Origin of the sequence: Deinococcus yavapaiensis KR-236 (genome assembly GCF_003217515.1) — a bacterium.
Classification (GTDB): Bacteria; Deinococcota; Deinococci; order Deinococcales; family Deinococcaceae; genus Deinococcus_A; species Deinococcus_A yavapaiensis.
This window is the reverse complement of the sequence record NZ_QJSX01000003.1, coordinates 205,633-223,251: the sequence shown is the minus strand read 5'-3', so window position 1 is coordinate 223,251 and position 17,619 is coordinate 205,633. Positions and strand designations below refer to the sequence as shown.

At 66.3% G+C, this 17,619-nt stretch carries 11 protein-coding genes; 5 read left to right on the top strand and 6 right to left on the bottom strand.

Going from position 1 to position 17,619, the window contains the following annotated elements; translation table 11 throughout:
- Nucleotides 1-14: 14 nt before the first annotated feature.
- Complete coding sequence (locus DES52_RS05245; protein ID WP_110885723.1) at nt 15-3,326, bottom strand: ATP-binding protein; 3,312 nt, start codon at nt 3,324-3,326, stop codon at nt 15-17.
- Nucleotides 3,327-3,379: 53 nt separating this feature from the next.
- Nucleotides 3,380-3,655: a hypothetical protein gene (locus tag DES52_RS05240; protein WP_110885722.1), complete on the bottom strand. Its 276-nt coding sequence runs from the start codon at nt 3,653-3,655 to the stop codon at nt 3,380-3,382.
- A 183-nt stretch (nt 3,656-3,838) separates the two neighbouring features.
- Between DES52_RS05240 and DES52_RS05235 the strand changes: the two genes are divergently transcribed.
- Nucleotides 3,839-4,666 (top strand): SDR family NAD(P)-dependent oxidoreductase, encoded by an 828-nt coding sequence (locus DES52_RS05235; protein ID WP_110885721.1) that lies wholly within the window; start codon nt 3,839-3,841, stop codon nt 4,664-4,666.
- A 187-nt stretch (nt 4,667-4,853) separates the two neighbouring features.
- Here DES52_RS05235 and glmS read toward each other — a convergent pair whose 3' ends face one another.
- Together glmS and DES52_RS05225 are read right to left on the bottom strand one after the other, a co-directional pair.
- Entirely contained in the window at nt 4,854-6,674 is a 1,821-nt protein-coding gene (gene glmS, locus DES52_RS05230) for a glutamine--fructose-6-phosphate transaminase (isomerizing) (RefSeq protein ID WP_110885720.1), read from the bottom strand.
- Nucleotides 6,675-7,072: 398 nt separating this feature from the next.
- Nucleotides 7,073-8,380: an MFS transporter gene (locus tag DES52_RS05225; RefSeq protein WP_245900726.1), complete on the bottom strand. Its 1,308-nt coding sequence runs from the start codon at nt 8,378-8,380 to the stop codon at nt 7,073-7,075.
- A gap of 140 nt (nt 8,381-8,520) precedes the next feature.
- Between DES52_RS05225 and DES52_RS05220 the strand changes: the two genes are divergently transcribed.
- The gene (locus DES52_RS05220) at nt 8,521-9,693 is read left to right on the top strand and encodes a VLRF1 family aeRF1-type release factor (protein ID WP_110885719.1); all 1,173 of its coding nucleotides are present in this window, start codon (nt 8,521-8,523) and stop codon (nt 9,691-9,693) included.
- 109 nt (nt 9,694-9,802) lie between these two features.
- Here DES52_RS05220 and DES52_RS05215 read toward each other — a convergent pair whose 3' ends face one another.
- Nucleotides 9,803-10,984, bottom strand: coding sequence for an acyl-CoA dehydrogenase family protein (locus DES52_RS05215; RefSeq protein ID WP_110885718.1), 1,182 nt, complete (start codon nt 10,982-10,984; stop codon nt 9,803-9,805).
- A 116-nt stretch (nt 10,985-11,100) separates the two neighbouring features.
- Here DES52_RS05215 and DES52_RS05210 point away from each other — a divergent pair, with 116 nt between their 5' ends.
- Nucleotides 11,101-12,831: a VanW family protein gene (locus tag DES52_RS05210; protein WP_110885717.1), complete on the top strand. Its 1,731-nt coding sequence runs from the start codon at nt 11,101-11,103 to the stop codon at nt 12,829-12,831.
- 57 nt (nt 12,832-12,888) lie between these two features.
- Here DES52_RS05210 and DES52_RS05205 read toward each other — a convergent pair whose 3' ends face one another.
- The gene (locus DES52_RS05205; protein WP_110885716.1) at nt 12,889-14,244 is read right to left on the bottom strand and encodes an acyl-CoA dehydrogenase family protein; all 1,356 of its coding nucleotides are present in this window, start codon (nt 14,242-14,244) and stop codon (nt 12,889-12,891) included.
- Between the two features lie 100 nt (nt 14,245-14,344).
- On the opposite strand from DES52_RS05205, the gene DES52_RS05200 reads away from it, so the two are divergent.
- Nucleotides 14,345-14,854, top strand: a complete 510-nt coding sequence (locus DES52_RS05200; RefSeq protein ID WP_110885850.1) for a hypothetical protein — start codon at nt 14,345-14,347, stop codon at nt 14,852-14,854.
- A gap of 88 nt (nt 14,855-14,942) precedes the next feature.
- The gene (gene cphA / locus DES52_RS05195) at nt 14,943-17,618 is read left to right on the top strand and encodes a cyanophycin synthetase (RefSeq protein ID WP_245900724.1); all 2,676 of its coding nucleotides are present in this window, start codon (nt 14,943-14,945) and stop codon (nt 17,616-17,618) included.
- Nucleotide 17,619 lies beyond the last annotated feature (1 nt).

Below are 17,619 nucleotides of genomic sequence, written 5' to 3'. Positions count from 1 at the left end.
GTCCGAAAGGTGGGTCAATCCGTGGAAGGAACGCGCGGCGTCGAGGCCGCCAAAGCCCGGCCGATGAAGCTGCGCGCCTCGAAGTCCGCGCTCGCCTCGCGCGGCACGTGCCGCAGCGACGTCTCGGTGAACCATTCGCGCGCACGGCGCAGCGTCTCTTCGGCTTCGGCGGCGTTCGTGAGCGCTTGCACTTCGAACGCGGCGAGCAGCACCTCCCCCTTCGACAAATCGGCGGGCTCGTACGCCCGCGCGAGCCGCAGGGCCCGCTCGGCGTGCTCCGCTGCCTCTGGCGGATCGACGCGCCTCAGCAGGGTCGCCAAGCGCGTGTGCGCGCCGAGTCGCAGGCCGGGCAGATCGAACTTCGAGCCCAGCTCGAGCGCTTCTCGCGCCGCGTCCAGCGAGCCGTGCGCCGCCTGCAAGAGGCGCACTCGCCCCAGCAGCAGTGGACGCGGCGTGGCGCCCAGCAAGCGTTCGGCCTCGGCGAGGTCGCGTCCGGGCTCTTCGCCGCGCGCCACTCGTAACCGAGCGGCCCAGAGGTGCACGCGCGCCAAGAACGAGTCCGGCATGCCCTCGCTCAAGGCCCGCTTCAACAGCGTCTCGGCGCGCTCGTAGCTTCCGAGCGTCGTGAAGACGTTCGCGAGCAAGCCGCGAACGTAGTCGTGCATCCAACCGCTCGGGTCGAGGTCGTGCTGAAGCACGCGCTCGAAGAGCTCGATGGCCGACGCGTATTGTCCGAGGTCGGCGTGCGCGGACCCGAGCGAAACGCGCAGCAACGCCGATCCCTCTGCCGCGCTCGCTTCGTGCAGGGCCGCCGCGCGTTGAAGCGCCGTCAAGGACTCGCGCCCGTTTCCGAGCTCGCCGAGGCACACGGCGAGGTTGCACAAGATGACGGCGAGCAGGCTGTGATCGCCGAGACCTTCGAGCAGTTGCGCCGCGCGGCGATGCAGCGGCTCGGCTTCGTGATGGCGGTCTTGGTGATCGAGAAGCACGGCGAGGTTGCTGAGCGCCTCGGCCAGACCGCTGGAGGGCCCGAGCGGTTCGAGCAGCGCCAAGGCCTCACGCACAGCCACCTCGGCGTCGTCGAGACGGCCTTGCGTCCACAACGCCGCGCTGAGGTCGCTGAGCAGACTCGCCCGCAAGTTGGGCGCTTCCTCGTCGCCCAACGCCTCCAGGCCGCGCCGCACCGAGGCCTCGGCCCGGGGGCCCGCGTTCGTCGCCGCGAACAAGCCCGCTTGCAGCAGCCAACCTTCGGCGACTTCTCGCGGACTCACGGCGCGTTCGAGCACGTCGTTCACCGACGCTTGCCGCGCTTCCAAGTCGTCGGCGAGCGCCAAGGTGCGCGCGCGCCGAAGCCACGCGTCGAACGCCCTCGAATCCTCGTGCGCTTCGAAGAGCCGCGCGGCGTCTTCGAAGTGCGCCGCCGCTTCGCGCAAACGCAGCGTCGTTCGCGCCGCGTCTCCGGCTCGCACCAGCCACGTCGCCGCCTCGAGGTCCTGCCCGCCTTCACGCCAGTGCCACGCCACGCGGGCGGCGGGCGCCGCGTCGGCCGTGAGTGCCCGCGCGGCCGCGCGGTGCAGCAAGCGCCGCACCGACGCCGGAATCCCGGCGCTCACGGCTTCCGCGACGAGGTCGTGGTGAAAGCGTTCGCCCGACAGGACCTGCGCTTCCTCCAGCTCGCTCCAAGCGTCGGCGACGTCGAGCAGGGGTGCCGTGAGCATGCGAGAGACGAGTTCCGGCGTGAAGTCTCGGCGCAGCACGGCGCTCGCACGCGCGACGTGGAGGGCAGTCTTGGAAAGTCGCGACACACGGTCGAGAATGAGCTGCCCGAGCTTGGGGGGAACGCTCGGTGAGGTGCTCAACTCCCGTCCGGACGCGATGGCCTTGACGCCTTCGAGCAAGAAGAGGGGGTGACCGTTCGACGCGTCCGCCAATCCTTGCGCGTCACCGACCCCGACGCTTTCGAGCAGCGCCCGCGCCGCTTGGGAATCCAAGGGAGGCAGATGAAGCCACGCCGCCTGCCCCGCGCGTTCCAAGCGCTCGAAAATGACCCTTGTGAACTCGGGCAATTCGTGAGAGCGGTGCACGGCCACGAAGTGCGGAACACCGCCCGCCCGTCCCATCGGGAAGAACGCGTCGATGAACTCGAAGCCGACGTCGATGCTCGCTTGATCGGCGAACTGCATGTCGTCGAACACGCACACGTCCACGTTGGCGAGCGTGAGCGCGAGCGCGCGTTGCAGCGCTCGGCGCAAGACGTCGTCGGGAACGTCGGGCGGAGACTCGCCGGGAGGCGCGAGGTCGGGCATCAAGGAGCTCAGCGGACCGCGCAAATCGGGCGGCAAATCCAGCCCCGACGTCTTCAAGGCGCCGCGCATGCTGCGCGTCGTCGTCGTGTACGGCACGAGCGAATCGCCGGGACGCGCCTCGACGAACAGCACGCGCCCCTTGCTGGCAGCGAAATCCGTCGCGAGGCGCGTCTTTCCCATTCCCGGGTCGCCCGCCACGATGATGAACTGCCCGGCCTGCCACGCTCGCTCCATTTCCTGCCACTGGACTTCGCGGCCCACGAGGCGAGGCGCGTGAATGGCGGGCGACTTGACGGGCGACGACGCCGGGCGAGCGACGGGCAAGGCTCCTCCCCGCTCGATAAGCGCGGCGAGGGCGCCCGTCTCGGGCATCGGCTGGACGCGCAGTTCACGGGTCAGCACGTCCTGGAGGCGCGCGTACACCTCCAAGGCGCGGCGCGGCTCGCCTTGCAAGTACAGCAGGCGCATCAAGCGACGGTGGGCGTCTTCCGAGAGCGGGTCGGTGTCGAGCACACGCCGCGCGAGTTCGAGCGCGGTCGCGAAGTCCTCGCGCTCTTCGGCGTTCGCGGCGGCGAGCGCGAGGACGCGGGCGCGGCGCAAGTCCACGCGTTCACGCTGAACGGTCAACCAATCGGCGAGATCGAGCGAGTCGTCGAACACGACGTCGGCGAGCAGCGTCCCTTCGGGCAGATCGGCGGCGGACGAGGAGGAATCGAACACCCGGCGAACATCGACGTCCACGAGCGGCGCGAGCGACAAGGTCTCCATTCCCTCGAAGAGGTTTTCCTCCAAGGTCGTGCGCGTCCGCTTGACGAGCTGCGCCAAGTTGTTGCGCGCCGCCGCCTCCGTCCGGTCGGGCCACAAGGCGCCCGCCACTTGCGAGCGCGTCGCGGAACCTTCCACGGCGAGGTAGGACAGCAAGGCCACTTGCTTGTCTCCCAGCGAGATTTTCCGGCCGTCCGGAGCGACGAGCTTGAACCCGCCGAGCACGAACAGCCGCCACGTCGGCGCGCTCTTCATCGTTGCCCTCAATGTATCAAAGCGTCCGAGCGCGGCGGATGAAGCGTCGGCCGCTACGACTTCCGGCTCGGCCGGCGCTTCCTCGCGTTCCCCGCGCCTTTGGCTCGGCGCGGCGTCGAGGTGCGCGCCACGTCGCTCGCGCCGGGAAGCTCGATGCGGTCGCGGTCGCTCGGCAAGGCGTCGAGCAGCAGTTCCAGCACGACGAACACTTTCAACGCGGACCATCCCGGTCCCCGCCTGCCTCGTCGCTCGCCCCAGCGAGCGAGCGACGCTCCACCGATCACCAACGCGGCCACTCCGATTGCGAACACGAACAGCGTCCACTCCATGCGATCCTCCCCTCGAGGCTCGACCTCGAAACGCCCTCAGGGTAAGCGTCGCCGGGTGATTCGGGCATGACGCCTCTCGCGCCAGCGCACGTTTCCCAGACTTGAAGAATTCAAGACGACGCACAGCCGTCGTGTCGCCGGGCGAGTACACTGCCCGTACACCACACGCCTCGAAGGAGTTTCATGCCGCAAGTCATGGTCATCACAGGAGCGACGGGCGCCATCGCGAGCGCGACTGCCAAGGCGCTCGCCCGACAAGGGCACGACTTGGCGCTGCTGGGCCGCAGCCAGGACAAGCTCTCGGCGCTGCGCCAGCAAATTCTTCAGGAGGCTCCGGCGACCCGAGTCCAGCTCTATCCCGTGGACTTCTCGGACTTGCCTCGCGTGCGCCGAGCGGCCCTGGAGCTTCGGGAAGCGCACGAGCACATCCACGCCTTGCTTCACGTCGCGGCGGTGTTCAAGCAGACGCGGACGGTGACGTCGGCGGGATTGGAGACGATGTTCACCGTGAACCATCTCGCCCCGCTCCTGCTCACCCGTGAACTCACCGAGACGTTGCAGCGAACGGCGAAGTCGCGAATCCTGACGGTGACCGCGCCGTCCACGACCCGCATCGACTTTCAGGACGTCATGGGCCTTGAGCGCTTCCAAGCCCTACGGGCGTTCGGTGCGTCCAAGATGGCCAATTTGCTGTTCGCGTTCAAATTGGCGAGAAGTGGTCTCGTCTCGCACGCTTTTTATCCGGGGTTGGTACGTTCGGAATTGATGAACGAGGCGTCGCCGTTGGTTCGCGTCATCAGCGGCTGGGTGTCTCGCCCGCCCGCCCGAGCAGGGCACGCCCTCGGCGAACTCGCGACGAGCGACCGATTCCTGCAGCCCAACGGGCAGTTCTTCAACCTGACGCGTCCGATTCGAGCGTCGCCGTACGCGTACGACGTTGGCCCTCAGGACCGACTTTGGGAGGCGTCCCTCGAACTTCTCGACGGAGTCGAGACGGCCGGACAGCCTTGAAACCGTCGGGGTCGCAGCGGGAGAGCGCCTGAAAAGGCGGCGAGGCCGTACAGCAGGTCCGGTCATACGGTTTGACAGCGTCGCCGCTTCAGGAAAGCAAGGACGCGCCGACTCGAGAATCGGCGCGTCCTTCAGGCGTGCGGGAAGTCGTTCGAAGGCTCCCCGCGTCGAGTGCTTTTTAGGGGTGTTACTCGACGGTGACGCTCTTGGCGAGGTTGCGAGGCTTGTCGACGTCCTTGCCGAGCAGCGTCGCCGTGTAGTAGGAGAGAAGTTGCAAGGCGACGACGTTCACGACGGGACTGACGTACTCGTCGGCTTGCGGCACGAAGATCACGTCGTCGGCGTGACGTGACGCCTCGGTGTCGCCGTCGGACACGAGGGCGATCACGCGGCCTTTGCGGGCGCGAACTTCTTGGATGTTGCTAACGGTCTTCTCCAGCAAAAAGCTCTTCGTGGCGACCACGACGACGGGCAAGTTCTCGTCGATGAGGGCGATCGGGCCGTGCTTCATCTCGCCGGCGGCGTACGCCTCGGCGTGGATGTAGCTGATCTCCTTGAGCTTGAGCGCGCCTTCGAACGCGGTCGGGGCGTTCACGCCGCGCCCGAGGAAGAGGTAGTCGCGCGCGTCCTTGTACTTCTCGGCGATCCGCTCGATGTTCGCGAGTCGCTCGGGCGAGAGGGCCTCCTCGACGAGGCGCGGAAGCTCGCGCGCGCCGTGCAGAAGCTCCGCGCCCTTCTCGGCGTTCAAGGTGCCGCGCGCACGACCGAGCCACAAGGCGAGCAGCAGCATCGCGCCGACCATGCTCGTGTACGCCTTCGTGCTCGCCACGCCGATCTCGGGACCCGCGTGAATGTACAGCACGTCGTCGACTTCGCGCGTCATCGAGGAGCCCTTGGCGTTGATGACTCCGAGGGTCTTCGCGCCGAACTTCTTCGCTTCACGAAGCGCTTCGAGGGTGTCGATCGTCTCGCCGGATTGCGACACGACGATCACGAGGGTCTTCTCGTCGACGATGGGCGCGCGGTAACGATATTCGGAAGCCACGTCCACCTCGACGGGCACGCGGGCGAGTTGCTCGATGAGGTACTCGCCCACCAAGCCCGCGTAGAAGGCGGTGCCGCACGCGACGATCTGGATGCGCTCGAAGCACGCCGGATCGAGGGCGATGTCGAGGTCGACTTCGCCCGTCTCGTCGTGCAGACGGCCCATCAAGGTGTTCGTGAGGGCTTGGGGTTGCTCGTGGATCTCCTTGAGCATGTACGTGTCGAAGCCGCCCTTCTCGGCCGCTTCCGCGTCCCAGTCGATGTGCACGACGTCACGCGACTGTCGTTCGCCCGAGAGGTTCGTGATGCGGTAGCCGTCTTCGGACAGCACGACCATGTCGCCGTCGTGGAGGTACACCATGCGGCGCGTGTACGGCAGCAAGGCGGGCACGTCGCTGGCGAGGAACATCTCGCCGTCCCCGACGCCCATCACGAGCGGGCTCACGGTCCTCGCCGCCACGATTTCACGGTGGTCGACGTGCGTCACGACGATGCCGTACGCACCGCGCACTTCGGCGAGGGCCGCGCGGACGGCGGTTTCGAGGTCGCCTTCGTACTTCTCTTCGATGAGGTGCGCGAGGACTTCGGAGTCCGTCTCGGACTTGAAGGAGTGGCCGCGCTCGGTGAGGCCTTCTTTGAGCGTCAGGTAGTTCTCGATGATGCCGTTGTGGATGATGACGATGCGTCCGTCTTCCGTGGCGTGCGGGTGCGCGTTGCGGTCGTTCGGAAGGCCGTGCGTCGCCCAGCGGGTGTGCCCGATGCCGAGCGTTCCGGAAACGGGTTCTTGCGCGAGTTCCTCGACGAGGAAGGCGAGCTTGCCCGCCTTTTTGCGGACGGTGAGGCCCGCGTCCGTTCGCACGGCGACGCCAGCGCTGTCGTAGCCGCGGTATTCGAGTTTGGCGAGCCCGTCGATCAAGACGTCACGGGCGTTGCGGAAGCCGACGTAACCTACAATTCCACACATGTTGTTGCTCCAGATCCCTCTGATCTCGCGGCGTCCGTGCTGACGACAGGCGTGATCGAGGAGATGAAAGAAGAAAGGCTCCCCCGAGGGGGATTCGTTGAATTGGCTCGCGGACCGCCAGTCCGTTCTGTTCGCATCGTGCCGAGCTTTATCGGAGCGTTGCCGCTCGACGCTTATGGCTGGGCTTGCACGAGTCTTCGTGCGGGGAGGGTCCGATGCGACCCTGGAGGCATCCGCAGATGCTCGATCACCTCCACCTCGTCATCCAGCGAGGAGCTGGACCTTGCGCTTCCCCTGAGAATTGTGTAAGCGGAAGACCTCCTTCGGGCGCAAGTGTAGCACATGTTTTACAGGAGTCACAGGTTCATGAAGAGCATGAATCCTTGAAGAAAACGGCGTCACGAGGGAACCAACCCGCGCAGAAAGTCGCGCGTGCGCCACGCCTTTTCCTCGTGAACGCGGCGAAGCAGCAGCCAAGCGCCCGCGCGCAGCAAGGCCGACAGCGAGAACAACCAGTGATACGGGGTCCACACGAACGACCCGGCGTCGAACGTGAGTTGCTCGAACAAGGACAGCAACGGTCCCGCGAGCACCCCGCCGAGAAAGCCCGCGAGCCCCATCACGGCGACGAGCACGCCCACGAAAGACGTGCGCGTGGCGGGCGGCACCGACGCGAACAGCAAGTTGAACACGCCCGGCCCGATCGCGCTCCACACGAGGGCGTTGAGGACCGCCGAGAGCCAGATCGGCCAGATGTGCTGCGGTGAGGCGAGCATCCACGACAAGGGCAGCAACGTGCCCGCCAGAAAGGTCGTGAAAGCGAGCACGGGTCGGTGGCCCACGCGGTCGGCGACGCGTCCCCACCACGGACCGATCGCGAGCGTCGCGAAGGCCGAGATCGCTTCCCACACGGCGATTTGCGTGAAGGTCATGCGCAGGTGCGACAGAAAGTACGGCACGACGAACGCTCCGCCGAGCAGAACACTGAACTGCCAGTACCCCGCGAAGGCCAGCAAGCGGCGGAAGTTGCGGTCTCGAAGCGGCTCGGCGAACGCGGCGCGCATCTTGAGCGCCTCGCGGTCGCTTCTCGGATGCGCGTGAAAGCTCAAGACGATGCTCGCGACGACGCCCATCACGACGGCGAGGCTCAGCAGCACCGTGAAGTCCAGCGGCGACGGGACGCGGTCGAGCCAAGTGCCTCCGAGGAAGCTCACGGCGACGCCGACCACGCCCATGAGGGCGTTGCGCGTTCCGAAGTATCGGCCGCGCACGCCTTCGGGAACGACGTCGCCCATCCACGCGAGCCACAAGGTGCCGTTCCCGGCGATGAAGACGTTCGACACGGCGAGCACGCCGAGGATCGCGGCGAGTTTCGCCTCCTTCGGCATCGGGGCGAGCAGCAAGAGCGGCACGAGCAACCACAAACCGCGCCCGAACGCGGCGAGGGCGACCGCCACGCGGCGGCGTCCGAGCTTCCCGGCAAGCCACGCGAAAAGCGGCGCGGCGCCTTGCGCGAGTTGCGGCAAACTCGCGACGAGCGCGAGGGCCAGCGGGCCCGCCCCGAGGTACAGCGCGCAACCGGTGAGAACGCTGCCGGACGTCCAGTTGATGAAAAACATCGCGAAGGCGCCTTCGAAGATCGAGAGGCGCATCGTGCGGCGAGCGTCACGAAGGGGCAGCGCGGTCGGGGACGGCTCGGCGTTCACGCGTCCAGCCTACGCCGGAGGCGAGCGAAGGTCGAGCGGCCCCTTCGACGCCGTACCCTCAACGACACTTCACTCAAAGCTGTGCCGTATCGGGAAGTCGCGTTTCAAGAATGAGAGCACATTCGATCAGGAGGACGAGCATGCTGAGCCAACAAGACATCGAACGTATCAAGAACCTTCCTCAAGACAAGATGGTCCTGATGGCCGTCGTGAACGACAACCCCGCCGTCGTCGACAACGAGGGCAGCGGCCTGATGGTGCGCGCCAAGGTCATGATGAACGACGCGGGCGTGCCGCCGACCATCGCGAGCCGCGTTCTCGACGACTTGCAGGAATCACGGCAGGCGTACGGCAAGAGCGCTTTGTACGTCGTCGCCGAGGACATGTTCGAGCGGTACGACGTGCAAGTCGATTTGCCCGAGCGCTTCCACTACGGTCGGCCCTTGAAGTCGATGATCGCGAACATCTTGGAGATGATGCCGTCGGTCGGAGTGCTGTGCGTGGACCGAGAGTGGGCGCGTTTCTTCGTGTGGGAGCAAGGCGAACTCAGCGAAATTCGCCGTCGTGAGAACGTTCGCCTGACGGACACGGACAACTGGGACACGTTGACGTCCTCCACGCGGCACGTGCCGGGCGTGCAAGGCTCGGGCGGCGCGGGCCGTGGCCAACCGGGCAGCGGGCCGCGCAGCGATTCGGGCGTGGACCTCTTCGAAGCGCGCGAGGACGCGATCGCGCAGCGCTTTTACAAGGAGACCGCCGAGCAACTCGTGAAGCTCATGCAACGCCGCGGTCTGAAGCACCTCGTCCTCGTGGGACCCGTGCACCGCCTCGCCGAGTTCAAGGGTGAAGTGCCCGAGAAGGCGCCGATCGAAATCATCGGCGAGACGAACGTCAGCGCGGGCGCGGGCTGGGCGGACCCGGCACAGATCCTGGAGCGCGTCACGCCGATGGTGGAGGAACTGCGCGAACGCGAAGAGCGCGAGTTGCTCGACCGCATTCAGGAAAAGGGCGTGATGGAAGTCGAGCGGGTGCTGGAGATGATTCAGCAAAACCAGATCTATCTGCTGGTGATTCCCGAGGACGGCTCGAACATGCACATCTACAAGAGCCACAACCGCGACGTGCCGTACTACACCAGCAAGAACATCGCGCACAGCCCGCTCGACGACTCTTTGATGGAACGCGTGGCCCTCGACGAGTGCCTGCCCGAGTTCGTCGACATGTTCGGCGTGGACGTGCGGCGCGTGCGCGGCGAACACGCGCAAAAGCTCGTCAAGGAGATGGGCGGTCTCGCGGGCTTGACGCGGTACTGAGAACTCACCCCAGGCTCCCTTTCCCATGGCGGGAAAGGGGGCGGGCGAAGAACGAACAAAAATCGCCCTCGTCGTTGCAGACGAGGGCGAGGCGGATGGAGCGACGGCGTTACGCCGTCGCCATTTCCTGCTGGTACTTCGCGACGATCGCGCGCGAGATGATGAGGCGCTGCACTTCCGAGGTGCCTTCGCCGATGCGCGTGAGGCGGTTGTCGCGCCAGAAGCGTTCGACGGGGTACTCCTTGACGTAACCGTAGCCGCCGAGGATCTGGATGGCTTCGTCGCAGGCGTGCACGCCGACTTCGGTCGCGAAGAGCTTGGCGCGCGCGGCGGCGACCGTGAAGTCCTTCCCGGCGTCCTTGAGGTCGGCGGCCTTGCCGATGAGCAGGCGCGCCGCTTCGAGTTTCGTGTCCATGTCGGCGAGCTTGAAGCCGATGCCTTGGTTCAGCGCGATGGGCTGGCCGAACTGCACGCGCTCGGTGGCGTACTTGGCGGCGAACTCGAAGGCGGCGCGTCCGAGGCCGAGACCCATCGCACCGATGCCGATTCGGCCGCCGTCGAGGACTTTCATGACGTCCTTGAAGGCGCGGCCTCGCTGGCCGAGCAAGGCGTCCGCCGGAAGGCGCATGTCCTCGAAAATGAGCTGCGCGGTGTCCGAGGAGCGCAAGCCGAGCTTGTCTTCCTTGCGGCCGATGGAGAAGCCTTCGACTTCGTCACGGTTGAAGACGAAGGCGGAGATGCCGTCGTTCTTTGAGCGGCCTGGGCGGGCGGGGTCGGTGCGGGCGAGGATGACGTAGGTGCCGCCGACGGAGCCTTGCGTGATGAAGTTCTTCGCGCCGTTGAGCACCCACGAGCCGTCGGCCTGCTCGACGGCCTTCGTGGCGAGGCCGCCCGAGTCGGAACCGCTGCCGGGCTCGGTGAGCCCCCACGCGCCGAGCTTCTTGGCGACGGCGAGGTCGGGCAGGTACTTCGCTTTTTGGGCGTCGGTGCCCCCGATCAGGATGTGACCTTGGCACAGCGAGTTGTGCGAGGCGACCGTGAGGCACAAGCTTCCGTCGACGGCGGCGATCTCTTCGACGATCATCGCGAAGGTCGCGGTGTCGAGCTCGCTTCCGCCGTACTCGGCGGGCGTCTGGGCGCCCATGACGCCCATCTCTCCGAGCTCGCGGACGATGTCGAGGGGAAACTCGCCGGTTTGATCGCGCTCGGCGGCGCCGGGCGCGACTTTGTTTTTGAGGAAGCTCTTGAGGGCGTCGAGGATGACGCGTTGATCGGCGGTGAGTTCGTACATGAGGCACCTCGGACGAGCAAACGTTCGTTCTGCTTATGGTAACGCATCCGCCCCCGTGAGGTGTCATCCCCGCAACACTCAGGAACGCGAGCGGTCGGGACGCTAGAGTAGGCGTGATGGACGTTCGCTTTCCCGAGCCTCAAGGCCGCCGCCGCCGCACGGCGCTTTTCCTCGTCCCGATCCTGTTGGCTGGCAGCGCCTTGGGCCTCGTCGCCTCGCAACCGAGCGGTTCTCTCGTGGCGGGCACGGCCGTCGCGGGCGTCGACCTCGGCGGCTTGACGTTGGATCAAGCTCGCGCCCGCCTGAAAAGCGCAATTATCGCCGCTCCCCTCGTCACCGTGCGAGCGGGCAGCCGAACCACCACGGTGTCCGCCGACGTCCTGGGTTGGAGCGTGGACGTCGACGGCACCCTCAAGAACGTGCAAGACGTGCAAGGAACGTTGCTGACGCGCGTCCTCGACGCCGTCACGAATCAGAAGGCCAAGACGCCGAAGCTCGCCGCGACGATCGACGATCGCGCCGCCCGGGCGTACCTCGCCGACTTCACCGCCGACCTCGCCAAAAGCCCGAAGGACGCCGCCATCGTCTTCGACAAGGCGCGCTACGCCGTGCGTCCCGACGAATCGGGCGTGAAGCCCGACGTGAACTCCGCCGTGGGCACGTACGCCAAGAATCCGGACGCCACCGAAGTCAGCGTGCCGCTCGCACCGCTTCCGGCCAGCGTTCGCGCGAGCGCTCTGCAACCGCGCGTCGACGAGGGCAACCTCTTGATGCGGCCGCTCACGCTGAAGCTCGAAGGTGCCAAGAACAGCCTCACGCTCTCGCCCTTGCAAGTCGCCAACCTCTACTGGGTGCGCCGCGCGGGCATCGAGCTGGACGCCAAGACCATCGAGGACGCCGTGAAGCGCGCCGACCTCGAAGTCGGCACGCCCGTCCAGGAGGCGCGCTACAGCGCCAAGAACGGCAAGCTCGTCAAGGTGCCCGAGCGCGAGGGGCTCTCGGCGTTGCACGACGAGTCCGTTCGACTTCTCTCCGACGCGGTGCTCGACGCCGCGGTTCGCAGCGTCACCTTTCCCAGCGAGGTCACGAAGCCCTCGCTCAAGGCCGCGTCGCTGCCCGACCCGAAGAAGCTCACCCTCGTCGCCGTCGGGAAATCCACGTACTACGGCTCGAGTCGCGCGCGCCGCACGAACGTCGCCGTCGCGGCGGGCAAGCTCGACGGCCTCGTCGTGCCGACGGGCGGCGAGTTCAGCTTCCTCAATGCCGTGGGGCACATCACGGACGACGCGGGCTTCGTCTCCGGTCTCGTCATCAGCGGCGGGCGCACCGTCGCGGGTCTCGGCGGCGGCGTGTGTCAAGTCAGCACGACGGCCTTCCGCGCGTTGTACACGGCAGGTCTGCCGATCGTGGAGCGCAATCAGCACGCGTACCGCGTCGGGTACTACGAGCCGAACGTCGGCTTCGAGGCGGCGGTGTACGACCCCGGCGTGGACTTGCGCATGACCAACGACACGGGCGGCCCCCTGCTCATCCGCACCGTCAACGACGACCAGAAGAGCACCCTGGAAGTACGGCTGTACGGAGTGCCGCAAACGCGCACGGTGAGCGTCTCCCCCGCCGTGATCCTTTCGCGCACGCCCGCCCCGGCGCCGCAGTACATCGTCAATCCCTCGCTCGCTCCCGGCGTGCGCCGTCAAGTCGATTGGGCGCAAGACGGCTACAACCTCTACATCACCCGAACCATCAACGACGTCACGGGAACGCGCACCGACAAGGTCAGCACGGCTTACCGAGCGTGGCGCGCGGTGTACGAAGTCGGCGCGGCGAGAACGACCTCGAACAACTGACCTCCGAATTCCAAGCGAAGGAAGGAAGGGCGACTGGCCCTTCCTTCCTTCGCGCGTTCACACGAACGCGCTGAATCCCGTGATCGCTCGTCCCACGACGAGGGTGTTGATTTCGTTCGTGCCTTCGTAAGAGTAGATCGCCTCGGTGTCCATGAAGAAACGAATGACGTGGTGTTCGAGCAGGATGCCGTTGCCGCCGTGTACTTCTCGGGCGAGGGCGACGGTCGCGCGGCACGTGGCGGCGGTGTAGACCTTGGCGAGCGAGGCGTGCTCGTCGCGCATCTGTCCCGCGTCTTGCAGTTGCGAAAGGCGCAGGCACATCGTCTGCATGGCGGTCACGTTGGCGAGCATGTGCACGAGGAGGTTTTGCACGAGTTGGAAGTTCGCGATCTTCTTGCCGAACTGGTCGCGGGTCTGCGCGTACTTCAAGCTTTTCTCGTACGCGCCCATCGCGCAGCCCACGCCTTGCCACGCGACGCCCGCGCGGGTCGCGCGAAGCACGTCGGCGGTGAGGCGAAAGTTGTTCGCCTGCTGCAAGCGGTCCGATTCCGGGACGCGGCAGCCTCGCAAGGTGATCAAGCCGTTCTCGACCATGCGAAGGGCGACCTTGCCTTGAATCTTTTCCACGTGGTACGCCGGGTTGTCGGTGCGTAAGATGAACCCCTTGACTTGATCGTCGTCGACGTCACGCGCCCAAATCACGACGAAGTCCGCGAACGTCGCGTTGCCGATCCACTTCTTCTGGCCGTCGAGGATCCACGTGTCGCCTTCTCGCCTGCAAGTCGTGGTGAGGCCGCCCGCCGCCGCGCTGCCCACGTCGGGCTCGGTGAGGCCGAAGGCGCCGATGACGCTCATATCGAGAATCTTGGGAATCCACTCGCGCTTTTGCTCTTCGCTGCCGCCGAGCGCGATGCTGACGAGAGCGAGTCCGGAATGCACGCCGAAGAAGGTGGCGGTGGAAACGTCGACGCGCGCCATCTCCATCGTCACGATGCCCTCCACGACCGACGCGTCTTCTCGGCGACTTCCCGTCTCGTCGTAGATCTCGCGAATGAGATTCAGCTCTTGGAACTTCGGGATGAGCTGCTTCGGGAATTCGTCGCGGCTCCAGTACTCGTTGGCGATCGGCGCGACTTCCGTTTCCATGAAGTGCCGCACGCGCCTTTGAATGTCTCGCTGACGCTCGGTGAGCGTCCCGGCGATGTCGAAGAAGTCGCCGTTCGGCTCGGGCAGCTTCGCCGCCTTGCGATTCCCACCGCCTTGCAGCAGCTTCGTGAGCTGCTTGAGCTGCGACTCGTCGAGGTTCGCCGCCGCCTCCAGAAGAGCGGGCAAGTCCACCTTCGAAGCGACTTGAGCGAGCTTTTGCATGTCGAGACGTGACATGAGCGACATGAGGTCGTGCGGCTGGGTCATGCTTCTTGATACGCGCGAAGAGACGCTTCGTCTGAGCGCCAAGGAACCGAATGATTGTCGTGTAAAGACGAAATCCGATCGCCATGAGTACACTCGAAGCGTGCGCCCGTCGAAGCCGCTGCCCTTCAAGCCCGCAGGGTACGTCACGCTGGAAGGCTACTCGTCCTTGAAGCGCTTCTGGTCGTACCTCGACTTCGCCGAGCGCGCGGGGCGGCGCGTCACCGTGCCGCGCGGTGACGACGAGGAAACATGCCGGCGGCGCATCGAGGGCTACGAGTTGCGCGGCGCGGGCGGTCTTCTCGACGTCGACAAGGCGAGGTTGGAAGTCGACGAGGGCATGGTGGCGCACTCGGCGCTCGTGGCCCTCGCGGCGGGCGACTCGGAGCTTCTCAAGGCCTTGCTCAGCGAGATGTACACGCTGCGCGTCACGTTCACGTTGGGCTTCACGAAGACGCGTGACCTCGTCTTGAAGTCCGACTTCGGCTTCAAGCCTCTTCGAGAAGACGTCCTGAGCGTGAAGCTCGTTCCGAAGCGCTTCAGCAAAGATGAACTTCGCTTCATGCTCGACAAGGCCTGTACCTCCGAACCCATGAAGCCCACCTTGCATTAAGGATCGCGCAAACAGCGTTTTCGTGCGGTTCGAGCGGCGCTCCTTCTATCCTCGGTGCAATGTTCTCGTTCGAACTCGGAGGTTTTCGATGATGCGCGTTTTGGAGCGCGGCGTGTACCGTGGCCCGAACATCTACAGCTTGCGTCCCATGGTGCGCTTCATGCTCGACCTCGGGCCGCTGGAGCAACGACCGTCGAACACCATCGACGGTTTCACGGAACGCCTGTTGACCTTGCTGCCGAGCGTCGGACAGCATCACTGCTCGCTCGGCGTGCCGGGCGGCTTCGAGCGACGCTTGCGGGACGGAACTTGGCTCGGGCACGTCACGGAGCACGTCGCGCTGGAGTTGCAGACGCTCGCGGGCGAAACGACAGTGCACAAAGGCAAGACGCGAAGCGTGCCCAAACGACCCGGCGTGTACAACGTCATGTTCGAGTACCGAGACGAGCGCGTGGGCCTCATGGCGGGCCGTCTCGCGTTGCAACTCGTGAACAGCCTCTTGCCGAGCGACCTCGCGGGCGTGCGCGGCCTCGACATGATTTGCAAGGACGACGCGCTCTCCGCCGAGTTCGACTTCGAGTCGGGCTTGACGGCTTTGAGGAAGCTCGTGCGCCGCACGAGCCTCGGCCCGACGACGATGTCGTTCGTGGAGGAAGCGCGGCGGCGCGGTCTGCCCGTAATGCGCCTCGACGAGTTCAGCCTCGTGCAAATCGGGTACGGCAGGGCCGCGAAGCGCATTCGCGCGAGCATCACCGAGGGCACGTCGCACCTCGGCGTGACGGCGGCGGGCGACAAAAACCTCACCAAGAGCTTGCTGGCCGACATTGGCGTGCCCGTTCCGAGAGGAGTCGTCGTCAAGGACGTCGAGGAAGCCGTGCGGGCCGCGAGTCGCCTCGGATTCCCGGTCGTGACGAAGCCGCTCGACGGCAACCACGGCCGGGGCGTCTCGGTGAATCTCAAGGACGCCTCGGAAGTGCGCGCGGGCTTCGAGCTCGCCGCGAGCGTCTCGCCGAGCGTCATCGTGGAGCAGTTCTTCGTGGGCGACGACCACCGCATCCTCGTCGTGGGCGGTCAAGTTATCGCGGCGGCACGGCGCGTCCCGGCGCACGTCGTCGGCGACGGAACGCGCACGGTCCAAGAACTCGTGGACGAAGTCAACCGTGATCCTCGGCGCGGCGACGGGCACGAACAGGTCATGACGAAAATCAAGATCGACCGCTCGGTACGCGAGTTGCTGCGCGAGCAGGGCCTGAGCCTTCGAGACGTGCCCGAGGCGGGACGGCACGTGCGTCTGCGCGGCACGGCGAACCTCTCGACGGGCGGCACGGCGATCGACGTGACGGACGCCATGCATCCCGAGAACGCCATGATGGCGCGCCGCGCGGCCCTCGCGGTGGGGCTCGACGTCGCGGGCATCGACTTCCTCGCGCCCGACATCACGCGCAGCGTACGCGAGACGGGGGGCGGCATCGTGGAAGTGAACGCCGCGCCGGGCTTTCGCATGCACCTGCAGCCCAGCGAGGGCACGCCCAGAAACGTCGCGAAGCCCGTCTTGGACCTCCTGAAGCCCGGCCGCATCCCGATCTTGGCCGTGACGGGCACGAACGGCAAGAGCACGACCGCTCGGATGATCGCGCACGTGTACGCGTCGAGCGGCAAGATCGTGGGCTTCACGAGCACGACCGGCGTGTACGTGGGCGGCGAGCGCGTCACGACCGGGGACGCCACGGGGCCGAAAAGCGCGCGAATCGTCTTGCGCGATCCTCTCGTGGAAGTGGCGGTGCTGGAAACGGCGCGCGGCGGCATGCTGCGCGAAGGCCTGGGATACGATTTCGCCGACGTCGGAGGAGTCCTCAACGTCTCGGCCGATCACCTTGGTCTGGGCGGCATCCTGACGCTCGAGCAACTCGCGTGGGCCAAGAGCCTCGTGGCTCGGGCGGTGCGGCGACGCGGCTGCACGGTTCTCAACGCCGACGATCCTCACACGGTGAGAATGGCGCGGCGAGCGGGCGGACGCGTGGCGTTCTTCTCGCAGCGGCCCGACGCGAACATCGTGCGCGGCCACATCGAGCAAGGAGGCCTCGCCGTGGTGCGCGAAGGCGAGGACATCGTCGTGTACCGACACGGAGAGCGCGAAGTCCTGATGAGCGTGTGCGACATCCCGGCGACCCTCGCGGGCCTCGCGCGCTTCAACGTCGAAAACGCCCTCGCCGCGACCGCGATGTGCGTCGGGCAAGGCCTCGCGCTCGACGTCGTGCGGCGCGGCCTGTCGACGTTCACGTCGTCGTTCGAGCAGAACCCGGGCCGCCTGAACTTTTTCGACGAGTTGCCTTTCCGCGTGCTGCTCGACTACGCCCACAACCCGGCGAGCCTCGAAGCGCAGCGCGAGTTGCTGCACAGCCTGCGCACGCCGGGAGGTCGTCTCATCGGCATGGTGAGCGTGCCGGGCGATCGCCGAGACGACGACATTCGGGAAGTCGGCACGATCGCCGCGCGAACCTTCGACGAGATCGTCTTTCGCGAAGGGCCCGACGGACGCGGTCGCCCGAGAGGCGAAGTGATGGACTTGCTGCGCGAAGGAGCGCTCTCGGCGGGCAGCGAGCAAGAGCACCTACGCCTCGTGCTGGAGGAGCAAGACGCCGTCGAGGAGACGCTGCGCCTCGGTCGCCCGGGCGACCTCGTGGTGATCATGCCCACGAAAGTCGACGAGGTGTGGGCACAAATTCGAAGCTTTCGACCGAACGTGGAGGTTCACGGTGACTGAC

Coding starts and splice junctions, on each gene's coding strand:
- DES52_RS05215 (WP_110885718.1), bottom strand. CDS start 10,984: ATGTACGAACTCACCGCCGATCAACGCGTCATCCTCGACGCCCTCAAG.
- DES52_RS05210 (WP_110885717.1), top strand. CDS start 11,101: ATGGACGTTCGCTTTCCCGAGCCTCAAGGCCGCCGCCGCCGCACGGCG.
- DES52_RS05205 (WP_110885716.1), bottom strand. CDS start 14,244: ATGACCCAGCCGCACGACCTCATGTCGCTCATGTCACGTCTCGACATG.
- cphA (WP_245900724.1), top strand. CDS start 14,943: ATGATGCGCGTTTTGGAGCGCGGCGTGTACCGTGGCCCGAACATCTAC.
- DES52_RS05220 (WP_110885719.1), top strand. CDS start 8,521: ATGCTGAGCCAACAAGACATCGAACGTATCAAGAACCTTCCTCAAGAC.
- DES52_RS05235 (WP_110885721.1), top strand. CDS start 3,839: ATGCCGCAAGTCATGGTCATCACAGGAGCGACGGGCGCCATCGCGAGC.
- glmS (WP_110885720.1), bottom strand. CDS start 6,674: ATGTGTGGAATTGTAGGTTACGTCGGCTTCCGCAACGCCCGTGACGTC.
- DES52_RS05245 (WP_110885723.1), bottom strand. CDS start 3,326: ATGAAGAGCGCGCCGACGTGGCGGCTGTTCGTGCTCGGCGGGTTCAAG.
- DES52_RS05240 (WP_110885722.1), bottom strand. CDS start 3,655: ATGGAGTGGACGCTGTTCGTGTTCGCAATCGGAGTGGCCGCGTTGGTG.